General features: G+C 72.3%; 11 protein-coding genes and 1 pseudogene. 6 read left to right on the forward strand and 6 right to left on the reverse strand.

Going from position 1 to position 12,662, the window contains the following annotated elements:
* Positions 1 to 10 precede the first annotated feature (10 nt).
* Entirely contained in the window at positions 11 to 1,687 is a 1,677-nt protein-coding gene (locus ACJ6WD_RS03820) for an SWIM zinc finger domain-containing protein (RefSeq protein WP_407615136.1), read from the reverse strand.
* Between the two features lie 367 nt (positions 1,688 to 2,054).
* The gene (gene ychF, locus ACJ6WD_RS03825) at positions 2,055 to 3,143 is read right to left on the reverse strand and encodes a redox-regulated ATPase YchF (protein WP_020929592.1); all 1,089 of its coding nucleotides are present in this window, start codon (positions 3,141 to 3,143) and stop codon (positions 2,055 to 2,057) included.
* A gap of 655 nt (positions 3,144 to 3,798) precedes the next feature.
* Between ychF and ACJ6WD_RS03830 the strand changes: the two are divergent.
* Positions 3,799 to 4,140, forward strand: a pseudogene (locus ACJ6WD_RS03830) (DUF6542 domain-containing protein); the annotation flags it as partial.
* Between the two features lie 10 nt (positions 4,141 to 4,150).
* Here ACJ6WD_RS03830 and ppgK read toward each other — a convergent pair.
* Positions 4,151 to 5,071 carry a polyphosphate--glucose phosphotransferase gene (gene ppgK / locus ACJ6WD_RS03835; RefSeq protein ID WP_407615137.1) on the reverse strand — a complete coding sequence of 307 codons (921 nt, stop codon included), beginning with the start codon at positions 5,069 to 5,071 and terminating at the stop codon, positions 4,151 to 4,153.
* 71 nt (positions 5,072 to 5,142) lie between these two features.
* Positions 5,143 to 6,144 (reverse strand): 4-hydroxy-3-methylbut-2-enyl diphosphate reductase, encoded by a 1,002-nt coding sequence (locus ACJ6WD_RS03840; RefSeq protein ID WP_233656944.1) that lies wholly within the window; start codon positions 6,142 to 6,144, stop codon positions 5,143 to 5,145.
* A 73-nt stretch (positions 6,145 to 6,217) separates the two neighbouring features.
* Here ACJ6WD_RS03840 and ACJ6WD_RS03845 point away from each other — a divergent pair, with 73 nt between their 5' ends.
* The 4 genes from ACJ6WD_RS03845 to ACJ6WD_RS03860 all read left to right on the forward strand — a co-directional run bounded on the left by ACJ6WD_RS03845 (position 6,218) and on the right by ACJ6WD_RS03860 (position 10,040).
* Entirely contained in the window at positions 6,218 to 7,603 is a 1,386-nt protein-coding gene (locus ACJ6WD_RS03845; RefSeq protein ID WP_233656945.1) for an APC family permease, read from the forward strand.
* A 117-nt stretch (positions 7,604 to 7,720) separates the two neighbouring features.
* The gene (xseA, locus tag ACJ6WD_RS03850) at positions 7,721 to 8,977 is read left to right on the forward strand and encodes an exodeoxyribonuclease VII large subunit (protein ID WP_233656946.1); all 1,257 of its coding nucleotides are present in this window, start codon (positions 7,721 to 7,723) and stop codon (positions 8,975 to 8,977) included.
* A gap of 10 nt (positions 8,978 to 8,987) precedes the next feature.
* Positions 8,988 to 9,257 carry an exodeoxyribonuclease VII small subunit gene (locus ACJ6WD_RS03855; protein ID WP_016576805.1) on the forward strand — a complete coding sequence of 90 codons (270 nt, stop codon included), beginning with the start codon at positions 8,988 to 8,990 and terminating at the stop codon, positions 9,255 to 9,257.
* A gap of 189 nt (positions 9,258 to 9,446) precedes the next feature.
* Positions 9,447 to 10,040: a malonic semialdehyde reductase gene (locus tag ACJ6WD_RS03860; RefSeq protein ID WP_016576804.1), complete on the forward strand. Its 594-nt coding sequence runs from the start codon at positions 9,447 to 9,449 to the stop codon at positions 10,038 to 10,040.
* Positions 10,041 to 10,230: 190 nt separating this feature from the next.
* On the opposite strand, the gene ACJ6WD_RS03865 is transcribed toward ACJ6WD_RS03860, so the two are convergent.
* Entirely contained in the window at positions 10,231 to 10,767 is a 537-nt protein-coding gene (locus ACJ6WD_RS03865; RefSeq protein ID WP_376435538.1) for a DUF4245 domain-containing protein, read from the reverse strand.
* Positions 10,768 to 10,995: 228 nt separating this feature from the next.
* Between ACJ6WD_RS03865 and glpX the strand changes: the two genes are divergently transcribed.
* Entirely contained in the window at positions 10,996 to 12,027 is a 1,032-nt protein-coding gene (gene glpX / locus ACJ6WD_RS03870) for a class II fructose-bisphosphatase (RefSeq protein WP_016570439.1), read from the forward strand.
* Between the two features lie 124 nt (positions 12,028 to 12,151).
* On the opposite strand, the gene ACJ6WD_RS03875 is transcribed toward glpX, so the two are convergent.
* Positions 12,152 to 12,511 carry a WhiB family transcriptional regulator gene (locus ACJ6WD_RS03875; RefSeq protein ID WP_020929595.1) on the reverse strand — a complete coding sequence of 120 codons (360 nt, stop codon included), beginning with the start codon at positions 12,509 to 12,511 and terminating at the stop codon, positions 12,152 to 12,154.
* Between the last annotated feature and the right edge of the window lie 151 nt (positions 12,512 to 12,662).

Here is a 12,662-nt window from a genome sequence, read left to right on the forward strand (position 1 = left end):
ATCGCCCGACTCACAGACCGTGCTCGTCCATCAGGCGCATCAGGTTCCGCTTGCGTTTCTGGGCGGTGCGCAGGGCGGTCACGTACCCGGTGAACTCCTCCGGCGAGCCCAGGCGGCGGTGGCAGTCCCGGATGCTCAGCAGCAGGCTGACGAGCTCCTCGTAGACGTGGTTGCCGGTCCGCTGGGTCAACGGCTCCGCCAGGCGCAGGTAGACGCCGAGCGCGTCGGCGGGGCGGGTGGCACGGGCCTGGTCGGCCAGGGAGAGCCACTGCCGGTCGTGGGCGCCGGCCTCGGTGGCGGCCTGCCAGGCGGCGTCGACGTCCTTGTCGTCGAGCAGGACGTCGACCAGGACCGAACTGCCGTATCCGCCCCGTTTCCGCTGCCCCGCGTCGGCCCTCAACAGGGCCAGCGCACCCTCGCGCTCGGCCGGCCAGCGGTCCGCGGCCCGGGCGGCGGCCCGCAACTGCTGGTACGTGAGCAGGGTGCGGCGGGCACCGAAGTGGTCGCGGCGCAGGGCGACGGCGTCCACGAGCCGATCCGCTTGCGCGTAGCGGTCACCGAGGTAGTCGACCAGGGCGGTGTCGACGTCAGCGAGGTCCCGAGCCTCCCGCATACCGCGTTCCGCCCAGCCCAGAGCCTCGTCGGGGCGCCGGGCGGTGTCCAGTTCCCGGGCGATGACCAGGTGCGTGTGGCCGTTCGGCGCGAGGTCGGCCCCGTGCACGGCGATCACCGCGTCGACGTCGCCGCCCGCCTTGGCCAGACGCTCCATCAGGTACTTCTCCGCCCAGCCGCGGCGGTTGCCCCGCCACGCCTCGACCGCCAGCTGTCGCAGGAGAGCCGTCCCCTCCGCACCGAGAACGTCCTCGTAGTCGAGCGGATCGATGTCGGTGAGGCCGTCGCCCAACCCGCCGAGCGCATGGCCGATGAGCCAGCGCGCGAGCTCTCCCGGGTCCGGGCGCGCCGCACGGCACGCGTCGAGGTGGGCGTCGACGAGACCGGCTCCCACCTGGCCGAGCCACCCGTCGGAGTCGTCGATGCACTCCACCGCCTGTGCCAGCAGCTCCATCGCCTCCCGCGCCAGGACGATCGCGTCCGCCGCCCGTCCGGAGCCGGTGAGCGCGCCGATGGCCGACACCGCCTGCCCGGCCTGATCCGCGTACGCGCGGGCATCGGCGTACTCGACGTACCCGTACTGTGCGAACGGGCCGATGCCGAGCAGGTCACGGATACGGGCCCGGACCACGGCCAGGTCCCCGCGGACGCTCGCGGCCCGCAGTTCCAAGCGGTGGCGCAACTGCCGGTCCTCGCCGAGCAGTTCCCGCACCAGAGCAAGCAACTCGCCCTTGGAACGGGCCGACAGCCACCCGTCGAGGTCCTGCGCCCGGTCCCGTGCCGCCTTCCGCTGCCGCGGCAGGCTCTCCTGCCGGGCGAGCACCGTCAGGCCGAGGGCGACCAGGTGCTTGCAGAAGTTGCCCTCAAGGCCGTACGGGCAGTCGCACTCGCCGGACAGCCCGCCGGGCCCGTCCAGGACCAACTCCACCTCATACCGCTCCGTGCCGCGGACGCTCGCGCCGATCCAGCCGTCACCGACCTCGACCCCGGACACCGCGTCCACGTACCCGCGCCCCCGCTCGAAGGAACGGGCACCGGCCAACGCCTTGAGGTCCGCCTCGGTGAGGCCGCGCATGCCGTCCTTCACTCTGCCCCTGCCCCTGTCCACCACAGCCGCCAGCCTATGACCACCGGACAGACCGATCCGTCAATCCGAGACAACGTCCCCATCGCTGCGCTCCGTACCGCGCACTGCACGCCGGGCACGGATTTTGCACGGCCCTGCACGCACTGCGGGCAACGACTACACCCGCCTCTCCCCCAGCAACCCAGAATCCGGAGGCCGGTCCGGACGCCCCGGATGACGACAGGTGACGAATAGACCTCCAGAACATCCCGCACCGATCCGGCCCCCGGCACGACAACGGGGCCGGCCTCAGAAGAGGCTGACCCCGATTGACCTGCGTATGTGCCGGATCGCTACGCCGATGTGGCGGCGATCGTCATACGTTGAACCGGAACTCCACCACATCCCCGTCCTGCATCACGTACTCCTTGCCCTCCATGCGGGCCTTGCCGGCGGAGCGGGCGTCGGCCACCGAGCCGGTTTCGACCAGGTCGGCGAAGGAGATTACCTCGGCCTTGATGAAGCCCTTTTGGAAGTCGGTGTGGATGACGCCGGCGGCTTCGGGGGCGGTGGCGCCCTTCTTGATCGTCCAGGCCCGGGTCTCCTTGGGGCCGGCGGTCAGGTAGGTCTGCAGGCCGAGGGTGTCGAAGCCGACGTGGGCGAGGGTGGCGAGGCCGGGCTCCTCCTGGCCGACTGACTGCAGGAGCTCCAGGGCTTCGGCGTCGTCCAGCTCGGCGAGGTCGGCCTCCAGCTTGGCGTTGAGGAAGATCGCCTCGGCCGGGGCGACCAGGGCGCGCTGCTCGTTCTTGAAGTCCTCGTCGGTGAGCTCTTCCTCGTCGACGTTGAAGACGTAGAGGAAGGGCTTGGTGGTGAGGAGGTGGAGGTCGTGGAGCAGCTCGGTCTTCTCGGTGCCCTGGACGAAGCCGGCGGCGAAGAGGGTGCGGCCCTCCTCCAGGATGGCCTTGACCTCCTCGACGGCCTTGACCTTCGGGGCGACGTCCTTCTTGATCCGCGACTCCTTCTGGAGGCGGGGCAGGACCTTCTCGATGGTCTGGAGGTCGGCGAGGATCAGCTCGGTGTTGATGGTCTCGATGTCGTTCTTGGGCGAGACCTTGCCGTCGACGTGGACGACGTTCTCGTCCTTGAAGGCGCGGATGACCTGGCAGATCGCGTCCGACTCGCGGATGTTGGCGAGGAACTTGTTGCCCAGGCCCTCGCCCTCGGAGGCGCCCCGGACGATGCCGGCGATGTCGACGAAGTCGACGGTGGCGGGCAGCACCCGCGCGGAGCCGAAGATCTCGGCGAGCTTGGCGAGGCGGGGGTCGGGGACGCCGACCACGCCGACGTTCGGCTCGATGGTGGCGAACGGGTAGTTGGCCGCCAGCACGTCGTTCTTGGTCAGGGCGTTGAACAGGGTCGACTTGCCGACATTGGGCAGACCGACGATTCCGATCGTGAGCGACACGGTGGCGACTTCCCGGAGCTGGAGGTGGGCGAAGGGCGGGCCGCTCCCCGGGGCCGGTCGGTGGGACCGGGCCGGGCGGGGTGGGGCCGATCCACCAGTCTACTGGGCGGGTCCCGCCGCGCCGGGCGGACCGGAGTCGGCCCCGGGGACCGCGCCCGTCGCCCCGCGCGCTCCGGTGGCGTGCGCCGGGCCGCTTAACGGAGCCCCCAAGGTAGGTCAAAGTGCGTGTCCCATGACCGATTAATCCCACTTAGCGGCCTACCGTTGCCGAGTGGAGCAACACGTGGAGGAACCCGAAGCGCGCACGCCCCAGCCCGGCCGGCCGTACGGCGGCGGCCCGGACGCGGGGCAGGACGCCCGGCTCCCGCGCCCCGCGGAGGCCGTGGCCCCCGATCCCGACGACGCCTTCCTGTCCGCGATGCGGGCGTCCGGCTATGCCTCCGTGCCGGCGGGCACCGAGGTCACCGCCCGCGGCTACGCCCCCGCGCCCGGCGAGTTCCGGGCGCCGGTGCGGCCGCCGGTCGCGGCGGGCGGCGAGCGGATGCCGCGGCCCGCCGTGGGGCCGCCGGCCGACGGCGACGAGGTCGCGGCCGTCTACCGGGCCGGCCCGCGGCGGCCCCCGGCGCCCGCCCCGGTGGCCTCTCTGGCCCGCCGGATGCCCGCCGCCAAGCTCACCGGTCTGGGCTGCGGGCTGCTGGCCACCTTCGCCCTGTTGGCCTTCGGCTTCGTGGACCGCTGGCTGCTGGGCGGGGCGCAGTCCGCGTACGGCGTCTTCTTCCTGCTGGTCAGCGTGGCGGCCGGGGCGTGGGTGCGGCCGTACGACCTGGTCGCCGCCCCGGTCGCGCTGCCGATCGCGTTCGCCGTCGGCACGGTGCCGGTGCAGCACGGCCAGGCGGGCTTTCCCGGGCTGCTGATCGGGGTGTTCACCGTGCTCGCCCTGAACGCCGGCTGGCTCTACGGGGGCACGCTGGTCTGCGGGCTGGTGGTGCTGGTCCGCAAGGCGCTGCTCATCGCCCGGCGTCGGGCCAGCCGACCGGTGAGTCGACAGCGGCGCTCGGGGCCCGGTCCGCGGGCGACGGCCCCTCGGCCGGACGGGTCCGTGCCGCGGGCCCCGCACCGTTCCCGGCCGGGGAGCCGTCCGCGGCAGGTGGCTCGGCAGTAGGCGGCGCCCCGGTCCGTGCGGCCTGGGCGGCCATCGCGGCTCCCACGATGCCCGCGTTGTTCTGGAGCCGCGCCGGGACGATCTCGGCCCTGATCCCCTCGATCAGCGGCAGGAACTTCTCCGCCTTGCGGCTCACCCCGCCGCCGATCACGAACAGGGCGGGCGAGAGGAGCATCTCCACGTGGGCGAGGTACTTCTGGACCCGGTGCGCCCACTGCTGCCAGTTCAGCTCCTCGTCCTCCTTGGCCTTGGTGGAGGCGCGCTTCTCGGCGTCGTGGCCGTGCAGTTCCAGGTGGCCGAGCTCGGTGTTGGGGATCAGCCGGCCGTCGGTGAAGACGGCGCTGCCGATGCCGGTGCCGAAGGTGAGGACGATGACGGTGCCGGTGCGGCCCCGGCCGGCGCCGAACCGCATCTCGGCGAGGCCCGCGGCGTCCGCGTCGTTGAGCAGGGTGACCGGGCAGCCGCCGGCGCCGCCGCCGACCCGGTCGGTGAGCAGGGCGGCGGCGTCCGTGCCGATCCAGTGCTTGTCGACGTTGGCGGCGGTGCGTGTGATCCCGCCGGTGACCACGCCGGGGAAGGTCGCCCCGACCGGTCCGGTCCAGCCGAAGTGGTCGACGACGTCCTTGACGCAGTCGGCGACCGCCTCGGGGGTGGCCGGATGCGGGGTCAGTACCTTGTAGCGCTCGTCGACGAGTTCGCCGCGTTCCAGATCGACCGGGGCGCCTTTGATGCCCGATCCGCCGATGTCCACACCGAAGACCCTCATGGGAAAAGGCTAGGCGCGTACCGCGCCCGCCGCCCCCGGTACGGCGAAGACGGCGGGCGGGCGGTGCTCGGTCAGTCCTCGACGGCGGACCGGGCCTCGGAGCGCAGGTCGCGGCGGAGCTCCTTGGGCAGCGAGAAGGTGATGGACTCCTTGGCGGCGGTGACCGTCTCGACGTCCTCGAAACCGCGGGCGGCGAGCCATTCCAGGACGCCGTCGACCAGGATCTCGGGGACCGAGGCGCCGGAGGTGACGCCGACGGTGTGCACGCCGTCGAGCCACGCCTCGTCGATCTCGTCCGCGTAGTCGACCAGGTGGGACGCGCTGGCGCCGGCGCCGAGGGCGACCTCGACGAGGCGCTTGGAGTTCGAGGAGTTCCGCGAGCCGACGACGATGACGAGATCGGCCTGGGCGCCCATCTGCTTGACCGCGATCTGGCGGTTCTGGGTGGCGTAGCAGATGTCGTCGCTAGGGGGCGAGAGGAGGTTGGGGAAGCGGCCCTTGAGGGCGTCGACGGTCTCCATGGTCTCGTCGACGGAGAGCGTGGTCTGGGAGAGCCAGACGACCTTGTCCGGGTCGCGGACCTCGACGTTCGCGACGTCCTTGGGGCCGTCGACGAGCTGGATGTGCTCGGGGGCCTCGCCGCTGGTGCCGATGACCTCCTCGTGGCCCTCGTGGCCGATCAGGAGGATGTCGTAGTCCTCGTCCGCGAAGCGGACGGCTTCCTTGTGGACCTTGGTGACCAGGGGGCAGGTCGCGTCGATGGTGGCGAGCTTGCCACGCTTGGCCTCGTCGTGGACGACCGGGGCGACACCGTGCGCGGAGAAGATGACGATGTTGCCCTCGGGCACCTCTTCGGTCTCTTCGACGAAGATGGCGCCCTTCTTCTCCAGGGTCTTCACCACGTACTTGTTGTGGACGATCTCGTGGCGCACGTAGACCGGGGCGCCGTACTGCTCGAGGGCCTTCTCGACGGCGATCACGGCGCGGTCCACGCCCGCGCAGTAGCCGCGGGGGGCGGCGAGGAGGACCTTGCGGCTGGGCTGCGGACCGGGAGTAGCAGACATGGGTCCCATCGTACGGCCGCGCCCCGGCGGGGCGTGATCGCGCCGGTGGCCCAGACTGGTGGGAAGCACGTGAGGAGGCGGAATGCCGGGTACGGACGGCGCGACCGTGGACGAGGGGGCGCGCAGCGGCACCGGAGCGCTGCGGCGGACGCTGTCGTTCCGGGACCTGGTGGTCTACGGGCTGCTGTTCATCGCGCCGATGGCGCCGGTGGGGATCTTCGGCACCCTCCAGGCCACCTCGCACGGGGCGATCACCAGCGTCTACCTCGTCGCCACGGTGGCGATGGCCTTCACGGCGTACTCGTACGCCCAGATGGTGCAGGTCGTGCCGAAGGCCGGTTCGGTCTACGCGTACGCGCGGGTCGGGCTGGGCGAGGGGGCGGGGTTCGTCGCCGGGTGGATGGCGATGTTGGACTACCTGCTGATCCCGGCGGTGGCGTACCTGTTCTCCGGGATCGCGCTGCACGCCCTGGTGCCGCAGGTCCACCAGTGGGTGTGGACGGCGCTCGCGGTGGTGGTCACCACGCTGCTGAACCTGTGGGGGGTGCGGACCGCGGCGGTGGTCGGGTTCGCGGTGCTGGCGCTGGAGGTCGTGGTGCTGGTGGTCTTCGTGGTGGCGGCGGTGTGGGCGCTGGTGGCGCACGGGGCGCAGCGCGGCTGGGCGGTGCCGCTGACCGGCGAGGGCGGTTTCTCCCTGGACGCGGTGCTGGCGGCGGTGTCGGTGGCGGTGCTGTCCTATCTGGGCTTCGATGCGATCGCGTCGTTCGCGGAGGAGGCTTCCGGCGGTTCGCGGCTGGTGGCCCGGGCCGTGGTGACGTGCCTGGTGGCGGCCGGGGTGCTGTTCGCCGTGCAGACGTACCTGGCGGCGCTGCTGGCCCCGATGAGCGCCGCGGAGCTGGCCGCCCGGCCGGGCGAGCAGGGGGCCGCCTTCTACACGACGGTGGATGCCGCGGTGGGGGGCTGGCTGCACGACCTGGTGGCGGTGAGCAAGGCGATCGGGGCGGCGTTCGCGGCGCTGGCCGGGCAGGCCGCGGCCGGCCGGCTGCTGTTCGCGATGGCCCGGGACCGGCGGCTGCCGGGGGCGATCGCGAAGGTGGACGCCGGCAGCGGGGTGCCCCGCCGGGCGCTGCTGGGGGCGGCTTCGGTCACGCTGGTGGCGGCGGTCTGGGCGGCCACCCGGGACGACGGTCTGGACCAGCTGTCGTCGATCGTGAACGTCGGCGCGCTGACCGCGTTCGGGCTGCTGCACGCCTCGGTGATCGGCTGGTTCCGGGTGCGGCGGCGGGCGGCGGCGCCGAGCGTGCTGCGCCATGTGGTGGTGCCGCTGGTGGGGCTGGCGGTGGTGGTCGCCGTGATCGTCGAGGCGTCGCGGACCGCTCAGGCCGTGGGCGGCGTCTGGCTGCTGGTGGGTCTGGTGGTGCTGGCGGTGCAGTACCTGAGGGCGCGGTCCGCACCGTCCGACGCCTAGGGGCGGGGGCTGGACGGTCCGGGCGGCGCTCCGTGCGGCGGCACCGCGTCGCGCGGGCCGGCGCGACCGACGGCGAGACGCCCGCCACTGTCAGTGGCCGCCGCTACTCTCGCTCGTATGGCTGTCTCTACGTCTCCGGAAGCGCCGATCCCGGTCGGCGAGGTGTCCCGGCTCATCGGCGGGTGGATCGACCGGCTCGGCGCGGTGTGGGTCGAGGGGCAGATCACCCAGCTCTCGCGGCGGCCGGGGGCGGGTGTGGTGTTCCTCACGCTGCGCGATCCGTCGCACGACATCTCGGTGAGCGTGACGTGCTACCGCCAGGTCTTCGACAAGGTCGCCGAGGTGGTGAGCGAGGGCGCCCGGGTGGTGGTGCACGCCAAGCCGGAGTGGTACGCGCCGCGCGGTCAGCTGTCGTTGCGGGCCGCCGAGATCCGGCCGGTCGGCGTCGGGGAGCTGCTGGCCAGGCTGGAGCAGCTGAAGCGGGCGTTGACCGCGGAGGGGCTGTTCGCGGCGGAGCGCAAGCGGTCGCTGCCGTTCCTGCCGCAGCTGATCGGGCTGGTCTGCGGCCGGGCCAGCGCCGCCGAGCGCGATGTGTTGGAGAACGCCCGGCACCGCTGGCCGGCGGTCCGCTTCGAGGTGCGCAACGTCCCGGTGCAGGGGGTGCACGCGGTGCCCCAGGTCATCGCCGCGGTGCAGGAGCTGGACGCGCTGCCCGAGGTGGACGTGATCATCGTGGCGCGCGGCGGCGGCAGCGTGGAGGACCTGCTGCCGTTCTCCGACGAGCAGTTGGTCCGGGCGGTGTCCGAGGCGCGCACCCCGGTGGTCTCGGCGATCGGGCACGAACCGGACGCCCCGCTGCTGGACCTGGTGGCCGACCTGCGCGCCTCCACGCCGACGGACGCGGCGAAGAAGGTGGTGCCGGACGTCGGCGAGGAGCTGATGCGGGTCCACCAGCTCCGCGAGCGGGCCCGGCGCGCGCTCGGCGGTTTCCTGGACCGCGAGGAGCGGGGCCTGACGGCGGCGCTGCACCGCCCGTCGATGCAGCGTCCGCAGCGGATGGTCGAGGAGCGCGAGGAGCAGGTCACCGCCCTGTTGGAGCGCGGCCGGCGGACGCTCGGGCATCTGCTGGACCGGGCGGATTCGGAGTTGGTGCACACCTTGGCGCGGGTGGTGGCGCTCTCCCCCAAGGCGACGTTGCAGCGCGGCTACGCGGTGCTGCAGAAGCCGGACGGGACGGCGGTGCGCACGCCGGCCGAGGTGGCGGTGGACGAGGAACTGCGGGCCAGGGTGGCCGAGGGCGCGTTCCGGGTGCGGGTGACCGCGGCCCCGGATGCCGCTGCCGACCGGCCGGTGCCGCACGGGGCGGACTCATAGGGTGGGAGACATGGCGAAGACGGATGACGTGGTGGACGGCGCGGCCGAGGCGGCGCCGGTGGAGTCCCCCCTCGGTTACGAGCAGGCGCGCGACGAGCTGATCGACGTCGTCCGCCGGCTGGAGGTGGGCGGCACGACGCTGGAGGAGTCGCTGGCCCTGTGGGAGCGCGGCGAGGAGCTGGCGAAGGTCTGCCGCCGCTGGTTGGACGGGGCCCGGGCACGGTTGGACGCGGCGCTGGCCGAGGGTTCGGCGGCCGACGAAGCGGCGGAGCAGGAATAGCGGCGCGCGGCCCGACGTTTTCTCGCCGCAGGGACGGTCTTCCGAATCTCGGAAGGCCGTTCCCGTCTTGTGAAGCCACTCACACTTTCCACCCGTTAGTTGAACTTTAATCTATCCGGGTTAGAGTGGTTCCCGTAGACAGCGAAGTCTCAAGCTCTGTAACCCACCTGAAGCCCCGAGGTGCCCCTGATGTCTCTCGCCCTTGACGCCGCCGCTCAGGACCTCCTGTTCCGTGAGGCCCAGACCGCCAACACGTTCACGGACGAGCCGGTCACGGACGAGCAGGTCCAGGCCATCTACGACCTGGTGAAGTACGCCCCGACCGCGTTCAACCAGTCTCCGCTGCGGATCACCCTGGTCCGTTCCGAGGACGCCCGTAAGCGCCTGGTCGCGCACGCCATGGGCGCCAACGGCCCGAAGACCCTGGCCGCGCCGCTGACCGTGATCCTCTCCGTCGACCTGGACTTCCACGAGAAGCTGCCGCGGCTCTTCCCGCACGCCCCCGGCGTCAAGGACAGCTTCTTCTCGGAGGCCGCGGTCCGCGAGGTCGCCGGCACCCAGAACGCCACCCTCCAGGCCGGTTACCTCATCCTGGGCATCCGCGCCGCCGGCCTGGCCGCCGGCCCGATGACCGGCTTCGACTTCTCCGGCGTCGACAAGGAGTTCTTCGGCGACGGCAAGCAGAAGTCCTTCCTCGTCATCAACCTCGGCAAGCCGGGCGCGGACGCGTTCTTCCCGCGTTCGCCGCGCCTGTCCTTCGACGAGGCCACCGCCACCGTCTGAGCCACCCCGGCCCGACGCGAGAAGGCCGCCGCACCCGGCTGGGTGCGGCGGCCTTCTGGCGTTGCCGGGCGAACGGGGCACGCTCCGCCGCCACCGGGGCGGGCGGGGCGGGCCTCCTGGGCCTCCGGTCCGCGACCGCGCGCCGGCGGCCCGACCGCTCGACGGCCCGAACCGCGAGACGGCTTCGGACTCAGCCCTTCTTCGCCACCAGGGCCGCGGCCAGTTCGGCCAGCCGCCCGTACGGCGCGGTGCCGGTGACGACCGTGGTCACCCCGGGCTCCTGGTGGACCAGCGCCTTGTAGGTGTCGCCCTGGTAGCGGTCCCACTTCTTGCTGCCGACGGCCTGCTGGCCCTCGACCTTGGCGGCGCCCAGCGTGACGTCCTGGATGAACTGCTTGGCCGGTGCGTCGCTCTGCTCGACGGCCGCGTACTGCTGCTCCGGGTCGAGCATCCCCAGGTGCCAGGCGCCGCCCTTGCCGTCGCTGCTGGCCTTGTAGGAGACGGAGGTGGGCCGCCAGCCCTTGGACAGGCCCTCGGGCGCGGCGACCGGGTACGGGGCGGCGCGCCGGGCGGTGATGATCTCGACGCGGGTGTCGACGGTCTGGACCGCGTTCTTCTCCGCGGTCGCGCTGTCGTCGTGCGGGATGAAGAAGTAGATCGCCCCGACCAGGACGCCGATCACCGCCAGCGACAGGACCATGTCCGCCACTCTTTGCCTGCCTCGCATACCAGCCACGTCCCTATGGTCCCCTATGCCCGCCGGCGCCCGGACGCACCCCCCTCGGACACCACTCACCTGGGCAAACGGTTCTGCGGTCGTCGGCCGCCCGGCGCGGGCGCTACCCAGCCATTGGCTTGCTCATGCGAAGGCCCCCCTGCTCATTTTCGCGACCTACCGATAAAGTCATAAGCACCCTCATCAATCCGGCCGTCGCCGTACAGAAAGGTGCGCTCGATGACCGAGCATCATCTGCCGTCCCCCCTCGAGGTCAGCCCGGAGGCCCCCGACCGCAACCTCGCCCTGGAACTGGTCCGGGTGACCGAGGCCGGTGCCATGGCGTCGGGCCGCTGGGTCGGCCGGGGCGACAAGAACGGCGCGGACGGCGCGGCGGTGAAGGCCATGCGCGCCCTGATCCACACCGTTTCGATGAACGGCGTCGTGGTCATCGGGGAGGGCGAGAAGGACAACGCCCCGATGCTCTACAACGGCGAGCGGGTCGGCGACGGGACCGGCCCGGAGTGCGACGTGGCCGTGGACCCGGTGGACGGCACCACGCTGACCGCCAAGGGCATGGCCAACGCGGTGTCCGTGATGGCCGTCGCCGAGCGCGGCTCGATGTTCGACCCGTCCGCGGTCTTCTACATGGACAAGCTCGCCACCGGCCCGGAGGCGGCGGACTTCGTCGACATCACCGCCCCGGTGGCGGTGAACATCAAGCGGATCGCCAAGGCGAAGCGGTCCGCGGTCGAGGACGTCACCGTCGTCATCCTGGACCGGCCGCGCCACGAGGGCCTGGTCAAGGAGGTCCGGGAGGCCGGCGCGCGGATCAAGTTCATCGCCGACGGCGACGTCGCGGGCGCGATCATGGCGGCCCGCGAAGGGACCGGCGTGGACCTGCTGTTGGGCATCGGCGGAACGCCCGAGGGCATCATCGCCGCCTGTGCGCTGAAGTGCCTGGGCGGCACGTTCCAGGGCAAGTTGTGGCCCAAGGACGACGTGGAGCGCCAGCGCGCCCTCGACGCCGGCCACGACCTCGACCAGGTCCTGCAGATCGAGGACCTGGTCCGCGGCGACAACGTCTTCTTCGTCGCCACCGGCATCACCGACGGCGAGTTGCTGCGCGGCGTCCGCTACCGCGCGGAGACCGCCTACACCCAGTCCCTGGTGATGCGCTCCAAGTCCGGCACCATCCGTCAGATCGACTCCCAGCACCGGCTCTCGAAGCTGCGCGCCTACAGCTCGATCGACTTCGAGCGCCCCAGCTGACCCCCGGCCGGCCCGGACCGGCCGCCCCGGACCGGTGACGCGACTCGCCCCCGTCGGAAGCGACTTCCGGCGGGGGCGAGACGCGTACGGACGCGGTGGCGTCCGTACCGGGCGGCGGGTGGGGTCAACCGGCCGCCGGCATCGCGGCGGCCCGCTGCAACTCGCTCTCCCGGCGCCGCCGGCGGGTCAGCACCACCCGGCGCTCGGCGGCGGTCAACCCGCCCCAGACGCCGTACGGCTCGGGCTGGAGCAGGGCGTGTTCCCGGCACTCGACCATCACCGGGCAGCGGGCGCAGACCCGCTTCGCGGCTTCCTCCCTGGCCAGCCGTGCGGCGGTGGGTTCCTTGGAGGGGGCGAAGAACAACCCGGCCTCGTCCCGGCGGCACACCGCCTCCGCATGCCAGGGACCCGCCTCGTCGCGAGCGTGCCCGCGCTGGGACGGAACGACAGCGGCATCCTGCAGGGCCTGATGCGGTAGCAGCACGGTCTACTCCTGACGACGGCTTCGGCGAGAGAAATCACCCTTGCCCGTCTCGCTGCGCACGGCCTTTTCGCACCCCGCAGCCGTACGAGAGACGATGCACCAGCCCTACCCGCTGTACGCGGGCTTATGCACACCGTGGCGATCGAGGGGG

Source organism: Streptomyces sp. VTCC 41912, assembly GCF_045799175.1.
Classification (GTDB): domain Bacteria; phylum Actinomycetota; class Actinomycetes; order Streptomycetales; family Streptomycetaceae; genus Streptomyces; species Streptomyces albulus_C.